The 17224-nt window shown below is 69.8% G+C and carries 18 protein-coding genes; 11 read left to right on the top strand and 7 right to left on the bottom strand.

Features of this window, described 5'->3' with window-relative positions; genetic code table 11:
- The first annotated feature begins 5 nt into the window (after nt 1-5).
- Entirely contained in the window at nt 6-206 is a 201-nt protein-coding gene (locus ACG04R_RS05775; RefSeq protein ID WP_394407136.1) for a hypothetical protein, read from the top strand.
- On the opposite strand, the gene ACG04R_RS05770 is transcribed toward ACG04R_RS05775, so the two are convergent.
- Entirely contained in the window at nt 200-1825 is a 1626-nt protein-coding gene (locus ACG04R_RS05770) for a sensor histidine kinase (RefSeq protein WP_394407134.1), read from the bottom strand. The two genes, ACG04R_RS05775 and ACG04R_RS05770, sit on opposite strands and share 7 nt — an antisense overlap.
- 186 nt (nt 1826-2011) lie before the next feature.
- Here ACG04R_RS05770 and ACG04R_RS05765 point away from each other — a divergent pair, with 186 nt between their 5' ends.
- The 7 genes from ACG04R_RS05765 (at nt 2012) to ACG04R_RS05735 (ending at nt 9133) form a co-directional block, all read left to right on the top strand.
- Nucleotides 2012-3124: an ABC transporter substrate-binding protein gene (locus tag ACG04R_RS05765; RefSeq protein WP_394407133.1), complete on the top strand. Its 1113-nt coding sequence runs from the start codon at nt 2012-2014 to the stop codon at nt 3122-3124.
- Between the two features lie 78 nt (nt 3125-3202).
- A complete protein-coding gene (locus tag ACG04R_RS05760) occupies nt 3203-3991 on the top strand; it encodes an SDR family oxidoreductase (protein ID WP_394407132.1) in 789 nt (262 codons plus the stop codon).
- Nucleotides 3991-6351, top strand: coding sequence for a penicillin acylase family protein (locus tag ACG04R_RS05755; RefSeq protein ID WP_394407130.1), 2361 nt, complete (start codon nt 3991-3993; stop codon nt 6349-6351). The genes ACG04R_RS05760 and ACG04R_RS05755 overlap by 1 nt, the downstream gene beginning before the upstream one ends.
- Before the next feature lie 92 nt (nt 6352-6443).
- Nucleotides 6444-7388: a CsgG/HfaB family protein gene (locus ACG04R_RS05750; RefSeq protein WP_394407128.1), complete on the top strand. Its 945-nt coding sequence runs from the start codon at nt 6444-6446 to the stop codon at nt 7386-7388.
- Nucleotides 7388-8113, top strand: a complete 726-nt coding sequence (locus ACG04R_RS05745) for an SDR family oxidoreductase (protein WP_394407126.1) — start codon at nt 7388-7390, stop codon at nt 8111-8113. Before ACG04R_RS05750 ends, ACG04R_RS05745 begins: the two co-directional genes overlap by 1 nt.
- A gap of 13 nt (nt 8114-8126) precedes the next feature.
- Nucleotides 8127-8819 (top strand): alpha/beta fold hydrolase, encoded by a 693-nt coding sequence (locus ACG04R_RS05740; RefSeq protein WP_394407124.1) that lies wholly within the window; start codon nt 8127-8129, stop codon nt 8817-8819.
- 44 nt (nt 8820-8863) lie between these two features.
- Entirely contained in the window at nt 8864-9133 is a 270-nt protein-coding gene (locus tag ACG04R_RS05735) for an MgtC/SapB family protein (RefSeq protein WP_394407122.1), read from the top strand.
- Here the strand turns inward: ACG04R_RS05735 and ACG04R_RS05730 are convergent.
- The 4 genes from ACG04R_RS05730 to ACG04R_RS05715 form a co-directional block, all read right to left on the bottom strand.
- On the bottom strand, nt 9090-9824 hold the full coding sequence (locus ACG04R_RS05730) for a DUF3047 domain-containing protein (protein WP_394407121.1): 735 nt from the start codon (nt 9822-9824) through the stop codon (nt 9090-9092). The two genes, ACG04R_RS05735 and ACG04R_RS05730, sit on opposite strands and share 44 nt — an antisense overlap.
- A complete protein-coding gene (rsgA, locus tag ACG04R_RS05725; RefSeq protein WP_394407119.1) occupies nt 9821-10723 on the bottom strand; it encodes a ribosome small subunit-dependent GTPase A in 903 nt (300 codons plus the stop codon). The genes ACG04R_RS05730 and rsgA overlap by 4 nt, the downstream gene beginning before the upstream one ends.
- Nucleotides 10724-10808: 85 nt before the next feature.
- Nucleotides 10809-11144, bottom strand: a complete 336-nt coding sequence (locus ACG04R_RS05720) for a 4a-hydroxytetrahydrobiopterin dehydratase (protein ID WP_394407118.1) — start codon at nt 11142-11144, stop codon at nt 10809-10811.
- On the bottom strand, nt 11141-12412 hold the full coding sequence (locus ACG04R_RS05715; RefSeq protein ID WP_394407116.1) for a M48 family metallopeptidase: 1272 nt from the start codon (nt 12410-12412) through the stop codon (nt 11141-11143). The genes ACG04R_RS05720 and ACG04R_RS05715 overlap by 4 nt, the downstream gene beginning before the upstream one ends.
- A gap of 50 nt (nt 12413-12462) precedes the next feature.
- Between ACG04R_RS05715 and orn the strand changes: the two genes are divergently transcribed.
- Together orn and ACG04R_RS05705 are read left to right on the top strand one after the other, a co-directional pair.
- Complete coding sequence (gene orn, locus ACG04R_RS05710; protein WP_394407114.1) at nt 12463-13023, top strand: oligoribonuclease; 561 nt, start codon at nt 12463-12465, stop codon at nt 13021-13023.
- Nucleotides 13024-13033: 10 nt separating this feature from the next.
- Entirely contained in the window at nt 13034-14794 is a 1761-nt protein-coding gene (locus ACG04R_RS05705; protein WP_394407112.1) for a chorismate-binding protein, read from the top strand.
- Here ACG04R_RS05705 and ACG04R_RS05700 read toward each other — a convergent pair.
- Complete coding sequence (locus ACG04R_RS05700) at nt 14779-15666, bottom strand: SDR family oxidoreductase (protein ID WP_394407110.1); 888 nt, start codon at nt 15664-15666, stop codon at nt 14779-14781. The two genes, ACG04R_RS05705 and ACG04R_RS05700, sit on opposite strands and share 16 nt — an antisense overlap.
- 104 nt (nt 15667-15770) lie before the next feature.
- Between ACG04R_RS05700 and ACG04R_RS05695 the strand changes: the two genes are divergently transcribed.
- Nucleotides 15771-16616 carry a helix-turn-helix transcriptional regulator gene (locus ACG04R_RS05695; protein ID WP_394407108.1) on the top strand — a complete coding sequence of 282 codons (846 nt, stop codon included), beginning with the start codon at nt 15771-15773 and terminating at the stop codon, nt 16614-16616.
- Here ACG04R_RS05695 and ACG04R_RS05690 read toward each other — a convergent pair.
- Complete coding sequence (locus ACG04R_RS05690; protein ID WP_394407106.1) at nt 16596-17129, bottom strand: DUF2087 domain-containing protein; 534 nt, start codon at nt 17127-17129, stop codon at nt 16596-16598. The two genes, ACG04R_RS05695 and ACG04R_RS05690, sit on opposite strands and share 21 nt — an antisense overlap.
- Between the last annotated feature and the right edge of the window lie 95 nt (nt 17130-17224).

Raw genomic sequence — 17224 nt, 5'->3', positions numbered from 1 at the left:
CGAGCATGTGGAAGTTGATCGTTGGCTTCATCGCCTTTGCCGCGCTGGCGCTGTTCATCCTGACCAAGAGTGGCGGCAACATCGACCTGGGCGGCGAGAAGCACGACGTGGCGGCGCACGAGCCGGCCGCTTCCGAGGCCGCGTCGGCCGCCGTGACTGCTGCCGTCGAAGCGGCGTCCGCGCCGGCTTCCGCTGCGTCTCAGTGAACAGCTGATTCTGCGGCGGCGCGCTGAGGCGCGTTCAGCGGCAGGCGCATCAGCATCTGCGTGCCCTGGCCGGGCGAGGACTTGACCTCGATCTGGCCGCCCAGCACGTTGGTCACGATGCTGTGCACGATGTGCATGCCCAGCCCCGAGCCCCCCGTGCCGAGCTTGGTCGTGAAGAAGGGGTCGAAGATGCGTCGGCGCACCGACTCGTCCATGCCGCGGCCGTCGTCCGTCACGCTGAGCTCGGCCTCGCCGGCGTTCAGCGCCGCGCAGCGCACCGTGACGCGGCCGTGCTCGTTGCCCTCCAGGCCGTGCACCAGCGCGTTCATCAGCAGGTTGGTCAGCACCTGGCCCAGCGCACCGGGGTAGCTGTTCATCGTCAGGCCGTGGCAGAGCTGGGTCTCGATGACGAACGGTGTCTTCTTGAAGCTGGGCTCCACCATGACCAGCACGTCCTCGACGACCTTGCCGAGATCGAAGTCGCGGCGCAGGTCGGCTGTCTGATCGATGGCGACCTGCTTGAAGTCGCGCACCAGGTCGGCGGCTTTCTGGACGTTGCGCTGCAGGATGTCCTGCGCGCGCCGCGTGTCGCGTGCCAGCTCCTCCAGCGTGCTGCGGCGCAGCTGCACGCCGCCCGACAGCATCAGCTCCAGCTGCTTGTAGCGGTCGTCCAGCGTCGACACCACCGTCAGCGCGTTGCCCAGTGGCGTGTTCAGCTCGTGCGCGACGCCGGCCACCAGCCGCCCCAGCGAGGCGAGCTTCTCGGACTCGACCAGCTCACGCTGCGCCGCCTGCAGCGTCTGCAGCGCGTTGGAGAGTTCCGCGTTGCTGGTCGTCAGCTCGGCGGTGCGCTGGGCGACGGTTTCCTCGAGGTTGAGGTTGTGCTGGCGCAGCGCCTCGAAGGCCGACAGCAGCGCCTGGCGCATGCGTTCCATCGCGATGCCGACGCGCGCAATCTCGTCTGCGCCGCTGACGTGAAGCGGCTGGCCCAGGCGACCCGCGGCCAGTGCTTCGGCCGAGGCGGTCAGCGCGGTCATGGGGCGCAGCATGTAGCGCTGCAGCACCCACAGCATCAGTACCAGCGACAGCGTCAGCGTCAGGCCGCTGCGCCAGACCGTGCGCCAGACCTCTGCACGCTTGGCCTGCAGCAGCGGCGCGGCGGTCATCGTGATCGTCAGCCGCGCGATCTCGCGGCCATCGCGCTGGATGGGACGCGTCTGGCTCAGCGTCAGCGACGCATCGTCGACATCCTGGTGGCGCTCGAAGGACAGGAAAGGCGTTGACGACGCCGGCTCGACCACCTTCACGGCCAGGAAGCGAGGGTCGTCCACCTGGGCCTTGACCATGGGTTCGGCCAGGTCCGGCGAGACCTGCCAGACCGGCTCGGCCAGCGACAGCGACATCACCTCGCTCGTGCGTGCCAGGTCTCGCCTCAGGTCCTCCATCGCCGTCTCGCGCGTGCGCTGCACGTCGTACAGCAGCACGGCCGTCGTCGGCAGCAGCAGGCCCAGCAGCAGCGCCAGCACGACGGCGAACGTCAGCGAGTTGCGCTGCCAGCCGAACGGACGCGGCGTCGGCGGTGGCAGGGGGAGTGGCGGCGATGCGATGCGGTCCGACATGAAGGGCGACGCGCGGTGGCGCGGCAGGCCGAAGGAGTGTAGGTCGGCGAAAACCGGTCGAAATGCGCAGACGAGCTGCCGGAGGTCCGGGTTTTTCCTGGGGGAAGGGGCCTCCTTCATTCGTGGGGGCTGGGCCCACAATCCGCCGCTCAGCGCGCCGGAGCGGTGCGGCTCGGGAGAACAACAGTGAAACGTTGGGTTGTCGTGGCGGCGGCGTTCGCTGCCTGCATGGGTATGGAAAGCGCGTCCGCGCAGGGCACGTTGCGCATCGGCATGGTCGCCGGTTTCAGCGGCCCCGTGGCCAGCGTCGTGCAGGAGAGCGCCGAGGGCGCGCGGTTGTACTTCGACTCGGTCAACGCGCAGGGGGGCATCAAGGGCCAGAACATCGAGCTTGTCACCGCGGACGACAAGTACGACGACAGGACCGCCGCGGCGCAGGCCAAGGCGCTGGCCGGCCAGGGCGTGCTCGCGCTGATGCTGAGCCGCGGTACCGGCCCGACCGAGGCGATGCTGCCAGTGCTCAAGGAGAACAAGCTCCCGCTGATCGCGCCGGCCACTGGCGCCATCAGCCTGTACGAGCCGGTGCAGCCCTACGTCTACCACCTGCGCGCCAGCTACCAGAAGGAGGCCGAGCGCGCGGTCAAGCACCTCGCCAGCATCGGCGTGAAGCGCATCACCATCGTGCAGGTCAACGACCCGTTCGGCAACGACGCCGGCAAGGGCGCCATCAAGGGCCTGGACGACCTGAAGCTGCGTGCGCTGTCCAACCTGCGCTTCGACCGCAACAAGCCGGATCTCGGGCCGACGATGCGGGCCATCGCCAACGCCAACATCGAGGCCGTCGTGTTGATCGGGCCGTCGTATGCCGTCGTCGAGGGCGTCAACGCGCTGCGTGCGGCGGGCTCGACGGCGCAGGTCGCCACGCTGTCCAACAACGCGTCGCCCGACTTCGTGAAGGCGTTGGGCGAGAACGGCCGCGGCGTCATCGTCACGCAGCTGTTCCCCTACGAGCGCTCGACCGCCAACCTGATGGTGCGGGAGGCGCTGAGCATCGCCAAGGCGGCCGGTCGCAATGAGCTGACGCCCGCCCACATCGAGGGCTACGCCGCGGCCAAGCTGGTCGTCGAGACGCTGCGCAAGGCGGGCAAGGACATCACGCGCGAGAGCGTCAACAAGGCGCTGGACGGCGCCCGCATCGACCTCGGCGGCCTGCAGGTGCACTACACCGAGAAGGATCACAGCGGGCTGGAGTACACCGACGTGTCCATCGTGTCGGAAGACGGCAAATTCAAGCGCTGACCGCGGCGCGTAGCGCCGCCTTCGACCGCGCGATGATGCGGGCCTGTCGAGGCCGCGCGGCGCGGTCGGGGAGCTGACATGGATCTGGGACTGAAAGGCCGCTGGGCGCTGGTCTGCGCGGCGAGCAGGGGCCTCGGGCGGGGCTGTGCCGAGGCGCTGGTGAGCGAGGGCGTCAACGTCGTCATCACGGCGCGCGGAGAGAGCGATCTGCTGTCGACGGCAGCGGCGCTCAAGGGGTTGAACCCGGCTGCCGAGGTCAAGACCGTCGTCGGTGACATTGCCACCGAGCAAGGCCGCGCCGACGCGTTGGCCGCCTGCCCGCAGGTCGACATCCTCGTCAACAACGCCGGCGGCCCACCGCCCGGCGACTTCCGCGACTGGGACCGCGAACAGTGGCTGGCCGCGCTGGAGGCCAACATGCTGGCACCCATCGCCCTCATCAAGGCCACTGTCGACGGCATGGCCGCCCGCGGCTTCGGCCGCGTCGTCAACATCACGTCCGGCGCCGTCAAGGCGCCCATCGACACGCTGGGCCTGTCCAACGGTGCGCGCTCGGGGCTGACCGGTTTCGTCGCCGGCGTGGCCCGCCAGCCGCGCTTGGCCGGTGCCAACGTGACGATCAACAACCTGCTGCCCGGCGCGTTCGATACCGACCGCCTGCGCAAGAACATGGCCGGTGCGGCGGCCAGGTCCGGCGAACCGCTCGGTGATCTCACGGCCAAGCGCCGCGCGGCCATTCCCGCGCAGCGCTTCGGCACCGCGGCCGAATTCGGCGCGATCTGCGCGATGCTGTGCAGCGCCCATGCCGGCTACCTGACCGGCCAGAACATCCTGCTCGACGGGGGCAGCTACCCGGGGACATTCTGATGACGTGGTTGAAGCGAATCCTTGTCGGCTTGCTGCTGCTGGTTGCGCTGCTGGCCCTCGCAATCTGGCTGGCCCTGCGAGCCAGCCTCGCCCAGCTCGACGGCGAACGCACCGTCGCCGCGTTCAGCGCGCCCGCCGAGGCGCAGCGCGACGCGCGCGGCTACCTGACCGTGACGGCCGAGAACCGCCTCGACGTCGCGCGGGCGCTCGGCTTCGTGCACGCGCAGGAACGCTTCTTCCAGATGGACCTGATGCGTCGCAACGCGGCCGGCGAGCTGTCAGCGCTGGTCGGCCCCAAGGCGCTGCCGCTGGACAAGGCCCGCCGCCTGCACCGCTTCCGCCACCGCGCGGAGATGGGCATCGCCGCGCTGCCGGCCGACGAGCGTGCCGTGCTGGACGCCTACGTGACCGGCGTGAACGCCGGCCTGGAGGCCCTGGGTAGCCGCCCGCCCGAGTACCTGCTGCTGCGCCAGTCGCCCAAGCCCTGGGTCGCGGCCGACACGGTGCTGGTGGCCTACGGCATGTACCTGGACCTGCAGAACGCCCAAGGCCGCGACGACCTCGCCATGGGCCTGCTGCACGACGCCGTGCCGGCCGACTGGTATGCCTTCCTGACGCAGCACAGCGCCGACTGGCAGGCCGCGCTCGACGACAGCCGCGTCACCGCCGTACCGCTGCCGGCCGGCCCGCTGCCCGACGTGCTGCGCGCGGCCAAGGTCGCCTGCAGCGACTGCGAGCCGCGCGACTCGCGCATCCTCGGCAGCAACAACTTCGCCGTCGCTGCCGCGCATGGCGCCGGCGGCCGGGCCATCCTGGCCAACGACATGCACCTGGACCTGCGTTCGCCCGGCACCTGGTTCAAGGCCCGCATGAAGTGGAAGGACGGCGCCGGTGCCCACGACGTGGCCGGCGCGACGCTGCCGGGCACGCCGCTGCTTGTCGTCGGCAGCAACGGCCACGTGGCCTGGGGCTTCACGAACACGACCTCCGACTGGGCCGATGTCGTCACGCTCAAGCTCAACGCGTCGGGCACGCACTACCTGGCCGGCGGCGCCGAGAAGCCGCTGACGAAGGCGGTGGAACGCATCGAGGTCGCCAACGGCGACGCGGTGGACTACGAGGTGCTCGAAAGCGAGTGGGGCCCGGTCATGCCGCAGCAGGCGCCCAAGGGGCAGGCCTACGTGCTGCGCTGGGTCGCGCACGACCCGCAAGGCATGAACCTGAACCTCATGCGGCTGGAGACGGCCGGCAACGTCGACGAGGCCGTCAAGCTGGCCGCCGGCACCGGCGTGCCGCACCAGAACCTGGTCGTGGCCGACGCGGGCGGCCGCATCGCGTGGACCGTCATCGGCGCGATTCCCAAACGCGTCGGCAGCGAGGACATCGACCGCCCACAGGACTGGAGCGACGGCCGCTCGCGCTGGCAGGGCTACCTGAGCGCCGCCGAGCAGCCCCGGGTCGTCGACCCGGCGGACGGCCGGCTGTGGACGGCCAACGCGCGCATGGTCGGCGGCGACGCGCTCAAGACGCTGGGCAACGGCGGCTACGACCTAGGCGCCCGCGCGATGCAGATCCGCGACGACCTGCGCGCGCAGGACAAGTTCGACGAGGCCGGCCTGCTGGCCATCCAGCTGGACCATCGCGCGCTGTTCCTGCAGCACTGGCGCCAGCTGCTGCTGACCCAGGTGCTGACACCCGATTTCGTCGCCGCCAACGGCCTGGCGGAGTACCGCGCCGAGGTCGAGAAGAGTGCCGAGGCGGCGCGGCCGGATGCGGTCGGCTACCTGCTCGTGCGCAGCTTCCGCCTGGAGGTGCTGAAGCAGCTGTTCGCGCCGCTGGCCGGCCTGCTGGAGGCGCAGGGCCTGAAGCTGGCCGACCTGAAGATCGTGCCCGAGACGCCCGGCTGGGCACTGATCCAGGCCGCGCGGCCCGACACGTTGCCGGCCACGGCCAAGAGCTGGCCCGAGCTGCTGCAGCGCGCCGTGCTGGACAGCCGCAAGGAACTGTTGGACAAGCACGGCAGCCTTGCCGCGGCGACCTGGGGCGCCGACAACCCCACGCGCATGCGCCACCCGCTGGGCGCAGCCGTGCCGGCGCTGTCGGGCTGGCTGGACCAGGCCTCGCAGGGCATGGCCGGCGACGCCCACATGCCGCGCGTGCACTACCAGGGCCACGGCCAGAGCGAGCGCATGGTCGTCTCGCCCGGCCACGAGGAGCAGGGCCTGCTGGTCATCCCCGGCGGCCAGAGCGGCCACCCGCTGTCGCCGTTCTACCGTGCCGACCATGCCACGTGGCTGGCCGGCGAGGCGCTGCCCTTCCTGCCTGGCGAGACGGCCCATCGCCTGGTGCTGCGACCCTGATCCAGGCGACACCACCCGTGTGGGCTGAGGATGCGAGCGGCCGGCGGCGCTGGGCACAATTGCCTGTTCACAAGATGACCGAGAGGAACGACATGAAGAAGATGCTGTCTGTGATGATGCTGGCCGGCCTGGCGACCGCGGTTCACGCCGATGAAGGCTCCAACGTCGAGAAGTGCTCCAAGAAGCTGGGCGTGCTGGCCGTGGCCGAACCGCAGAACGGCTGGAGCCACCTGTCCCACTACGGCCTGGGCTCGCCCGCCGCGCTGCTGCGCATGATGGTGCAGAACTCCGGCTGCTTCGATGTCGTCGAGCGCGGCCAGGCGATGCAGAACCTGCAGCAGGAGCGCGCACTGGCCTCGGCCGGCGAGATGCGCCAGGAGTCCAACGTCGGCAAGGGCCAGATGCAGGCGGCCGACTTCGTCATGACCCCCAACGTCCAGGTCGGCGCCAACACCAGCGGCGGGCTGGGCGGCTTTCTCGGCGGCAAGCTGGGCATCGTCGGCGCCATCGCCGGCGGCCTGAAGTTCAAGGACGCTTCCACCAGCCTGCTCATCGCCGACGTGCGCTCCAGCATCCAGGTCGCGGCGGCCGAAGGCAAGGCCAGCAAGACAGACTTCTCCATCGGCGGCTGGGGCTTCGGCGGCGGCGCCGTCGGCGGCATGGGGGGCTACACCAGCACCGCGGAAGGCAAGCTCATCGCGGCCAGCTTCCTCGACAACTACAACAAGATCGTCATTGCCATCCGCGACCAGCCCAGCCTGGTCCGCGGCAGCAGCGCGGCCGGTGACGCCAATGCCGCCGCCTCCACGCAGGCCGGCGCGCCCATCAACGCGGGCCAGATGCTCGCGCCCAAGATCTCCAATGTGAAGGCCTACGCCACGCCGTCGCGCGACGGCAAGGTCGTCGCCACGCTGAACCGCAGCGAGGAGTTGGTGGCTACCGGTGAGGTCAAGGACGGCTTCGTCAAGGTCGATGCGGCCAACTTCAGCGGCTGGGTGCAGCGCTCGCTGGTCACGCTGGTCGGCGGCAGCAACTGATGAGAGTTGCCCTCGTGACCGGCGCCGGCTCGGGCATCGGCCGCGCCGTTGCCCGCGCACTGGCCCGCGAGGGCTGGACGCTCGCGCTGATGGGCCGCCGTGAGGCTGCGCTGCGCGAGACCCTGCCCGATGCGCTGGCCCTGCCCACCGACGTGGCCGACGAGGCTCAGGTCGACGCCGCCTTCGCCACGCTGCGCGAGCGCTTCAGCCGGCTGGACCTGCTGTTCAACAACGCCGGCATCGGTGCGCCGGCCGTGCCCATCGACGAGCTGACCGTGGCGCAGTGGCGGGCCGTCGTCGACACCAACCTGACCGGCAGCTTCCTGTGCGCCCGTGCGGCGTTCGGGCTGATGAAGGCGCAGACGCCGCGCGGCGGCCGCATCATCAACAACGGCTCCATCTCGGCCTACGCCCCGCGGCCGTTCTCGGCGCCCTACACGTCCACCAAGCACGCGATCTCGGGCCTGACCAAGTCGCTGAGCCTGGACGGTCGCGCCTTCGACATCGCGGTCGGCCAGATCGACATCGGCAACGCCGCGACCGAGATGACCGAGCGCATGGCCAACGGCGTGCCCCAGGCCAACGGCCAGATGGCGGTCGAGCCGCGCATGGATGTCGAGGACGTCGCCCGCGCCGTGGTCTACATGGCTGGCCTGCCGTTGTCGGCCAACGTGCTGAACATGACGGTCATGGCGACGCAGATGCCGTTTGTCGGGCGGGGTTGAGCCGCCACTTGGCATGACGACACTGGTGCTGCTGCCAGGGCTCGATGGCACGGGCAGCTTGTTCCAGCCGTTGCTGCGCGAGTTGCCAGCGGGCTGGCGAACCCGGGTTGTCGCCTATCCGATGGACGCTCGTGCGGACTATGTCGTGCTGACCCGACTGGCCGCAGAGGCGCTGCCGGCCGACGGACCACTCGTTGTACTGGGGGAATCGTTTTCCGGCCCGGTGGCGATCAGGCTCGCCGCGGCGCTGGGGCCGCGGCTGCGGGCACTGATCCTGTGTTGCAGTTTTGCGCGCAGTCCGCGTCCGGCGCTGTCCCGGTTGGGCAGGCTGCTCCCTTGGTTGCCGCCGCCGGGCCTGGTGCCAGCGTGGCTGTCCGAGCGCGTGTTGCTTGGCGGCGGCCCGTCGGACGAAGCGCGTGTCTTGCTGGCGGAGGCACTGGCGCAGCTTCCTGCCGCAGTGCTGCGCGCGCGCCTTCGAATGGTGATGGCGGTGGATGTCTCGGAGGAACTGGCGGCTGTTCGCGCGCCGGTGCTCTACCTTCAGGCCGGGCAGGATCGCGTCGTGCCGCCCGCTGCCGCGGTGCATGTCCGGCGTGCTTGCCCGCAAGTAGTCATCACCCGCATCGATGGCCCGCACGGGCTGTTGCAGGCCGCGCCCGGACGCTGTGTCGCCGCCATGACCTCTTTCCTGGCGCCGCTTCATTGAGCATGCTTGGCACGGTGGCATCACGCCGCCGTCACAATCCCGCCATGCCTTTGATCCGTCTGCTGTTCCGCTGGGCCGTACTCATCGTCGGCGCCGTCATCGGCCTCGGCTTCTTTCTGTTTGCCGTTGTCGCCTTCATCGTGCTGCTGCTGGTCGGCCGGCTGACCGGCCGCAAGCCCAACGTGCAGTTCCGCATGAACCGCAATCCGTGGGCTCAGCGTCGAGCGACGCCGTCGGAGGGCGACGTCGTCGACATCGAGGCCCGCGAGGTCAGGGACCCGGCGCCCTTGCCCCTGCAGCCGCCCCACCGCTGACGCCGGACGGCATCAGCTCCACGGCGCCGTACCAGGTCTTGGCCGAGGAGTGGCTGTTGTCGCTGTCGGTCATGACGCCCATGGACATCAGCGGCCCCGGCTCCTCGCCGAAGGCCAGCCGGAAGTCGGCGGCCAGGTCGCGCCGGTGGTCGCGCCAGCGGTGCAGTTCGGTGGGGCCGGAGTCGACGACGATCTTGCGGATGCGGTCGCTGCGCGGGTTGATGACGACGGTGCCGATGGGCAGTTTGCTGTCCCACACGTACATCAGCGTCGCGTAGGGCGGCATCTCGCCCGTCAACGCCTGGGCCAGCTCGAACTTCATGCGCGTCTTCATCGGCAGTTTGTCGATGTCGCCCCCGAAGCCGAAGATGACACGGGCGATGGCATCCTCGTGGTCGATGTCGGCCACGCTGGCGCCCGGGATCAGGCTCTGGGACCACCACGAGAAGCTGACGTCGCCGACATGGTCGAGCTGCGGTTGCAGGCGCTTGCGCCAGATGCTGGCCGACTGGTCGGACGTGGCCTCCAGTGCGCGGCGGCCGTCCTTCTCTGTCCAGCGGTAGATCGTGGCCTTCTTGCCGGGCAGGGCCATGGGCTGCCAGCCTTCGGCGGAAGGCGGCGGCGGGGCGGTGGGAGTGGCGCAGGCCGCGAGCAGGGCGGCGGCGCAGAGAGTCAGGAATGCAGTCTTCACCAGGTCTTGCGCAGGAGTTCTTCGAGGATCTCCCCATATATGCGGTATCGGCTGGCGCTGATCAAGCCCGCATCGACGGCTGCGCGCACGCCGCAGCCCGGTTCGTGAATATGTGAACAGTTGGCGAAGCGGCATTCGGCGTGGTCGCGCAGGTCGGGCATGAAGCGCCACAGGTCGGCGGCGGCAATCTGGCGCAGTCCGAACTCCTGAAAGCCGGGCGAGTCGATCAGCGCTGTCGTGCGCGTGTCGTCGGTCCAGTACCACTGCGTCGTCGTCGTCGTGTGGCGGCCGGAGTTCAGCGCCTGCGAGATTTCGCCGACCTGGGCCTGTGCGTCCTTCACGAGCAGGTTGATCAGAGTGCTCTTGCCCGTGCCGCTGGGGCCCAGCACGAAGGTGCGCTGATCCTTGAGCCACGGGTCCAGCGTGGCGCGCGAGCCGTCGCGGTCGGCTTTCAGCGCGACCTCGAACATCTTCAGGCCCATCGCCCGGTAGGGCGCGAGACGCTCGCGGGCGGATTCGGTGCCCGGCAGGTCGGTCTTGTTCAGTGCGATGGCCATGCGGATGCCGGCGGACTCGGCGGCGATCAGCGAGCGGGCCAACTGGCTTTCGCTGAAGACGGGCTCGACGGCCACGAGCACCAGCAACTGGTCCAGGTTGGCCGCGAAGCTCTTGGTCTTCCACTCGTCCTGGCGGAACAGCAGGTTGCGGCGCGGCTCGACGGCCTCGATGACGCCTTCGTCGCCGGACTCGGCAAAGCGCACCTGGTCGCCGACGACGGCATCGCTCTTCTTGCCGCGCGGGTGGCAGACGAGGCGGTTGCCGTCTGCGTCCTCGACGATGTAGTGGCGGCCGTGGCCGCGCACGACAAGTCCCAGATCCAGCCCCTGGAATTTGCTCACTGGAGCCCCTCGGCCGACGAGTACGTCAGCCGATCCCCCGGGGTGATGCGTACCGGCTTGGGAGCAGCGGCCCTGCGCTCGGCACTCATGCAGCGGTCGCTTCGGGCAGCGCGCTCACCTGCGCCGCGCAGATCGCATCGTTCAGCGTCAGCCCGCCGCGCGAGTGCGTCGTCCAGCTGACGGTGCAGGCGTTGTAGCCGACCAGCATCTCGGGGTGATGGTCCTGTGCGTGCGCGATCTCGGCGACGGCGTCGACGAAGGCCATGGTCTGGTAGAAGTTCTCGAAGCGAAAGCTCCGGCCGATGACCTTGGCGTCGGCATCAGGCAGCCAGCCGGGCAGGGTGGCCAGCACGCGGTTGCGTGTGTCGGCATCCATCAGCGGGGCCTTGGGGTCGCATTGGGCGAGCAGGAGTTCGTTCATGAGGCGAGCGCTGCGAGGCGTTCAGCCGCAGGCGGGTGGGAGTAGTAGAAGCGCGCATACACCGGGTCGGGCGTCAGCGTGCCGGCGTTGTCCTCGTGCAGCTTGAGCAGCGCGGAGGACAGGTCGGCACCGCTGGCCTGCGCGCGGGCGTAGGCGTCGGCCTGGAACTCGTCGCGGCGCGAGAAGTGGCTGGCCAGCGGCGTCACGAAGAAGCCGAACACCGGGCCGGCCAGCATGAACAGCAGCAGCGCCAGCGCGTCGTTCGGGGCGCTCAAGGATGGTTGCACGCCCAGGCCCATGTAGAAGGCCGGCTGCTGTGCCAGCCAGCCCAAAAGCGCAAAGCCGGCCAGGCTCATCGCGAAGGCCAGCGCGATGCGCTTGGTGATGTGCTTGTGCTTGAAGTGGCCCAGCTCGTGCGCCAGCACGGCCTCCACCTCGCCGCCGTTGAGCTTGGACAGCAGCGTGTCGAAGAACACGACGCGCTTGGCCGGGCCGAAGCCGCTGAAGTAGGCATTGCCGTGCGCCGAGCGCCTGCTGCCGTCCATGACGAACAGCCCCTTGGCCGCGAAGCCGCAGCGCGCCATCAGCCGCTCGACGCGCTCCTTCAGCGCCACGTCGGTCAGCGGCTCGAACTTGTTGAACAGCGGCGCGATGACCGTGGGGTACAGCACCATGACCAGCAGCTGGAAGCCCATCCACACGCCCCAGGCCCACAGCCACCAGCGCGGGCCGGCCGCGCCCATCAGCCACAGGATGAGCGCCAGGATGGGCAGGCCCAGCAGCACGCCGACGGCCAGGCCCTTGAGCATGTCGGCCAGGTAGAGCTTGAGCGTCATGCGGTTGAAGCCGAAGGCCTGTTCGATCTTGAAGGTGGACCACAGCTCCCACGGCAGGTCCAGCAGCCCGCCGATCAGCACGAAAGTGGCGACCAGGCCCAACTGGTAGCCCATGGCCTGCCAGCCGTCGGGCAACGACCGGCTCGCGTCCAGCACCCAGCCGTTCAGCGCGTTCAGCCCGCCCAGCAGCGTCCAGCCCAGCAGCACGGCAGCGTTGAAGGCCAGCGCCAGCAGGCCGAAGCGGGCGCGGGCGACGGTGTAGTCCGCGGCTTTCTGGTGGGCGGTGAGCGTCACGCTGCCCGCAAATGCCGCCGGAACCTCGCCGCGGTGTGTCGCGACATGGCGGATCTGGCGCGACGACAGCCAGAACTTGACGAGCGTGGAGGCCGCGAGCGCGAGGGCAAACGCGAGGGACAACATCAGGGGAGACATCTGCAAATTTTAGGCTGCGAGAATTCGCGGCTGTTCAGAGAGAGCCCACCATGTCCGACACCCTTGCCCCCAGCGACAACAACCTGATCTGGATCGACCTCGAGATGACGGGTCTGTATCCCGACACCGACCGCATCATCGAGATCGCCGTCGTTGTCACCGACGCCAACCTGGAAAAGCGCGTTGAAGGCCCGGTCTTCGCTGTGCACCAGAGCGACGAGACCCTGGACAAGATGGATGCCTGGAACAAGGGCACCCATGGCAAGAGCGGCCTCATCGACCGCGTCAAGGCGTCGACGGTCAGCGAGGCCGAGGCGTCGGCGCAGACCATCGCCTTCCTGAAGCAGTACGTCGGTAAGGGCAAGAGCCCGATGTGCGGCAACAGCATCTGCCAGGACCGCCGTTTCCTCGCCAACTACATGCCGGAGCTGGAGAGCTTCTTCCATTACCGCAATCTCGATGTGTCGACGCTGAAGGAACTGGCCAAGCGCTGGAAGCCGGCCGCGCTGGAGGGTTTCAAGAAGGCTCAGGCGCACACGGCGCTGGCGGACATCCACGAGTCCATCGAGGAACTGGCGCACTACCGCACGACCTTCCTGAACCTGGCCTGATCCACGGCGCTTGCTGCACGCGGCTTTCGACTTCCCCCGCCATCCTCTGGCCCGTGAGGACGGGGAGCGCGTGCGCGGCTGCTGGCGCACGCCGCCGGCACGCTGGCTGAGGGCGGGGCAGCTGGACGAGGTCCGCGCCGTCATCGCCGAAGCGGAAACCGCCGCGCGTGCTGGCGCCTGGGTGCTGGGCGGCCTGCGCTACGAGGCTGCTACGGCCTTCGACGCGGTACTGGCGACGCACGATGCCACGGCGCCGCTGGCCGAGTTCGCCGTCTACGACACGGCGCCCGACGAATGGCCTGAAGCGGAGGCGGCCCACACTGGCCTGCTCGGCTGGAAGGACGGCGAGCCGGACGCCACCGAAGCCATCGAGCGCATCCGCACCTACATCCGCGATGGCGACTGCTACCAGGTCAACCTGACGACGCGGCTGCACGCGGCAGCCGGCGAGTTGGACCCTGAACAGCTGTTTCTTGCGCTGCATGCCAGCCAGCCGGGCGGCTTCAGCTTGTTCCTGCGCGAGGCGGGCGCAGCCAGCGTGTCGCCCGAGCTGTTCTTCGACTGGCGCCCCGTGCCGGGCGCCAAGGCCAGCTGGCTGCTGGCGGCGCAGCCGATGAAGGGCACGGCGCCGCGCGGGCGCGACCGCGTCGATGACGAAGCCGCCCAGCAGCACCTGCGCACCAGCGAGAAGGAACGCGCCGAGAACCTGATGATCGTGGACCTGCTGCGCAATGACCTGAGCCGTGTCGCGCAGCTGGGCACGGTGCGTGTGCCGCGGCTGTTCGAGCTGCATGCGTTGCCCACGGTCTGGCAGATGACGTCCACCGTCACGGCCGTCAGCCGCGCCGGGCTGACGCTGGCCGACGCCTTCACTGCGCTCTTCCCCTGCGGCTCGGTAACCGGCGCGCCCAAGGTGAGGGCGATGCAGATCATCCGCGAGCTGGAAGGCTCGCCGCGTGGCTGGTATTGCGGCGCGCTGGGGCTGATCCAGCCGGGCGGTGTTGCGACGTTCAACGTGCCGATCCGCACCGTCGAGTTCCACGCCGACACACTGACCTGTGGCATCGGCAGCGCCATCACGCTGGACAGCGAACCCGCTGCCGAGATCGCGGAGTGGCGGGCCAAGTCGCGCTTCCTCGCCCGTGCGGAAGCGCCCGTCGAGGCGCTGGAGACGCTGCGGCTGGAAGCCGGCGCGGCGGTGCGCGGCGACGCCCACCTGGCTCGCATGCAGCGCACGGCGCGGCACTTCGGCCTGCGGTTCTCGATGACCGAAGCGCGGGCCTACCTGAAAGCCGTGGCCGATGCGCAGCCCGAAGGCAGCTGGCGGCTGCGGCTGACCTGCTGCGCCGACGGCGGCCTGCAGCACACGCTGTTCGCGTTCACGCCGACGCCCGAGCCGGTCCGGCTGGCGCTGGCCGACCAGCCCATCCCCACGCTCGGCCCGCGCGCCGAGTTCCTGGCCCACAAGACGACCCGCCGGGAGCTGTACGCGGTCGACAAGCCTGCCGATGCCTTCGACGTCATCCTGTGGAACGAGGCTGGCGAACTGACGGAGTGCAGCTTTGGCAACCTCGCCGTGCAGCTCGACGGCCAGTGGCTGACGCCGCCGCTGACGGCTGGCCTGTTGCCTGGCGTGCTGCGTGCCGAGCTGCTGGCCCAGGGCCGCATCAAGGAAGCACGGCTGACCCGAGACGACCTCGTGCGCGTCGAAGGCCTGGCCTTCTTCAACAGCTTGCGCGGCTGGCTGCCCGCCATTCAGCTCTCGAAATAGCCCGGCAGGTCCAAGTCGGCCAGCAGGCCTGGGTGCCGCGGCTGCCAGCCCAGTTCGCGCTGGGTCCAGTCGCTGCTGCAGGGGTTGTCCATGCCGGCGAAGTGCTGGAACCAACCGAAGTGGGCCGCCGCGGCTTCGCTCGTCAGGCCCTGGACCGGCAAACCCAGGCGGCGGCCGATGACGGCAGTGATCTCGGTGAAGGGCAGGCCTGATTCCGCCGCGCCGTGGTAGCTGAAGCCGGCGCGGCCGCTCTCGGCCACGCGGCGGAACAGCTCGGCCGCATCCAGCCGGTGCACGGCCGGCCAGCGGTTGCGGCCGTCGCCGACATAGGCAGCCAGGCCCTGGCGCCGTGCGAGGTCGATGAGCAGCGGCACGAAGCCGTGGTCGCCCTCACCGTGCACCGAGGGCGGCAGGCGCACGACGCTGGCGTGCATGCCGCGCTCGACAAGCGCCGCCGCGGCCTGCTCGGAGGCGACGCGCGGGTGGGTGGCGTGCGGTACGTCCACCTCGGTTGCCAGCGGCCCGCCGGCCACGAGCGCCGTGCCCGAGGTGACGACCAGGCGCCGGTCGCTACCCGCCAGTGCATCGCCCAGCGCAGTGATGATGCCGCGGTCGGCCTCGCAGCTGGCGGCGAACTTGGAGAAGTCGTGGTTGAAGGCGGTGTGGATGACCGCGTCGGCGTTGGCCGCACCACGGCGCAAGCTGTCGAGGTCGTCGATGCTGCCGCGGTGGGCTACCGCGCCGGCCGCAGCCAGCGCCTCGACGGCGGCGTCGGAACGCGCCAGGCCGGTCACGCGGTGACCGTGGGAGAGTAGTTCTTGCACAATGGCCGAGCCGATGAAGCCGGTCGCGCCCGTCACGAACACGTGCATGGGAAAGGTCCTTGCGAAACAGTGAAAGTGACGCCACTGTCGCGAGCCGGGTCGCGTGCGTGAAGCCGTGAGCGCATACCGGTAAAGCTACTAACAGGATCAAGATGTCTGTCGTCGAGGACAACCCGCTGGGGCGCTACCTGAAGGAGCGCCGCGCCCGCCTGGACCCCGCCGCCCTGGGCCTGCCACTGGCGCGTCGGCGCACACCCGGCCTGCGCCGCGAGGAGGTCGCGCAGCGCGCCCACGTCAGTCCCACCTGGTACACGTGGCTGGAGCAGGGCAGGGGTGGTGCGCCGTCCACCGAAGTGCTGGAGCGCCTGGCCGGCGCGCTGCAGCTCGGCGACGTCGAGCGCGAGCACCTCTTCCTGCTCGCGCAGAACCGGCCGCCCGAGGTGCGCTACCAGGCCGCCGCCGACTTGCCGCCGCGGTTGCAGCGCGTACTCGACGCGATGGCGCACTGCCCGGCCATGATCCGCACGGCGACCTGGGACGTCGTCGCCTGGAACCGCGCCTGTGCGGCCGTGCTGAACGACTACGCAACCATGCCGCCCGACCGGCGCAACATCCTGCGCCACATTTTCGCCAACCCCGCGGCGCGCCGGCGCATGCCCAACTGGGACCAGGACGCGCGCTTCGTCGTCGCGGCCTTCCGCGCCGATGCCGCGCGGGCCGGTGCGACGACGGCGGTGCAGGCGCTGGTGGCCGAGCTCAGCGCTGCCAATGCCGAATTCGCCGCGATGTGGGCCGAGCTGGACGTGCGCGGCAACTACGGCGAGGCGGCCAAGCAGATTGACCACCCGGTCGTCGGCCGCATCGCGCTGGAGTACACCGGCCTGGCGGTGGAGGGGCGGCCCGATCTGACGCTGATCGTCTACCACCCGGCCACACCGGCCGACGCGGAGCGCGTGCGCACGCTGCTGGACGCGGCGTCAGTGCGCGAGCGCGCGTAGCGCCCGCATCAGCGCCATCGCGTCCTCGCCTGGCCGCGCGGGCAGCTTGGTGTAGACCGCGCTGTCGGCCGTGCGAGTCATCAGACCCTGCGTGACGAGGTCACGGCGCAGCGTGCAGTAGTCGCCGAAACTGTGCCAGGCCGTCAGGATCTGGTTGACCTCGCGCTCGCGGTAGGGCCGCTTGGCATCGAAGCGCATCCACAAGCCCCACAGCGACAGCAGCTGCAGCGAGCGCTTGGCCGGCAGGCGCTGCAGGCGGCCGTGGTCATCGAACAGGTTCAGCGTTCGGCGCACAAGCGCCGTGACCGCCGGCGCCGGGGTGGGCAATTTCGGCGGCGGCGCGGGTGGCCGGGCCTGCAGCGTCTGCAGATTGCGATGCCCGGCCGCACGGGCCAGCATGTTCAGCAGGGTCTGATGGCCTGGTGTGGCGGGATGCGCCAGCAGTTGCGTGCGCAGCGACTTGGCGAAGGTGGACAGATCGTCCACGACGAGGGGAAACGATTCACGGGGCACAGTGGCACTCCATGCGCACGCCAACTCAAGGAATGAGGCTGGGCTCGCCGACTTGCAGCCAGGGCGCACGCGGGAGTTCCGACGTGGTCTTGGGA

It is taken from the genome of Pelomonas candidula, from assembly GCF_043555985.1.
In the GTDB taxonomy this organism is placed as follows: Bacteria; Pseudomonadota; Gammaproteobacteria; order Burkholderiales; family Burkholderiaceae_C; genus Pelomonas; species Pelomonas candidula.
This window is presented reverse-complemented; position numbering and strand designations above follow the sequence as displayed.

Bases quoted from the DNA above. Each gene is read 5' to 3' on its own strand.
- ACG04R_RS05755 (WP_394407130.1), top strand. From the start codon at position 3,991: ATGACGTGGTTGAAGCGAATCCTTGTCGGCTTGCTGCTGCTGGTTGCG.
- ACG04R_RS05775 (WP_394407136.1), top strand. From the start codon at position 6: ATGTGGAAGTTGATCGTTGGCTTCATCGCCTTTGCCGCGCTGGCGCTG.
- ACG04R_RS05740 (WP_394407124.1), top strand. From the start codon at position 8,127: ATGACGACACTGGTGCTGCTGCCAGGGCTCGATGGCACGGGCAGCTTG.
- ACG04R_RS05720 (WP_394407118.1), bottom strand. From the start codon at position 11,144: ATGAACGAACTCCTGCTCGCCCAATGCGACCCCAAGGCCCCGCTGATG.
- orn (WP_394407114.1), top strand. From the start codon at position 12,463: ATGTCCGACACCCTTGCCCCCAGCGACAACAACCTGATCTGGATCGAC.
- ACG04R_RS05770 (WP_394407134.1), bottom strand. From the start codon at position 1,825: ATGTCGGACCGCATCGCATCGCCGCCACTCCCCCTGCCACCGCCGACG.
- ACG04R_RS05695 (WP_394407108.1), top strand. From the start codon at position 15,771: ATGTCTGTCGTCGAGGACAACCCGCTGGGGCGCTACCTGAAGGAGCGC.
- ACG04R_RS05760 (WP_394407132.1), top strand. From the start codon at position 3,203: ATGGATCTGGGACTGAAAGGCCGCTGGGCGCTGGTCTGCGCGGCGAGC.
- ACG04R_RS05745 (WP_394407126.1), top strand. From the start codon at position 7,388: ATGAGAGTTGCCCTCGTGACCGGCGCCGGCTCGGGCATCGGCCGCGCC.
- ACG04R_RS05700 (WP_394407110.1), bottom strand. From the start codon at position 15,666: ATGCACGTGTTCGTGACGGGCGCGACCGGCTTCATCGGCTCGGCCATT.
- ACG04R_RS05715 (WP_394407116.1), bottom strand. From the start codon at position 12,412: ATGTCTCCCCTGATGTTGTCCCTCGCGTTTGCCCTCGCGCTCGCGGCC.
- ACG04R_RS05735 (WP_394407122.1), top strand. From the start codon at position 8,864: ATGCCTTTGATCCGTCTGCTGTTCCGCTGGGCCGTACTCATCGTCGGC.
- ACG04R_RS05750 (WP_394407128.1), top strand. From the start codon at position 6,444: ATGAAGAAGATGCTGTCTGTGATGATGCTGGCCGGCCTGGCGACCGCG.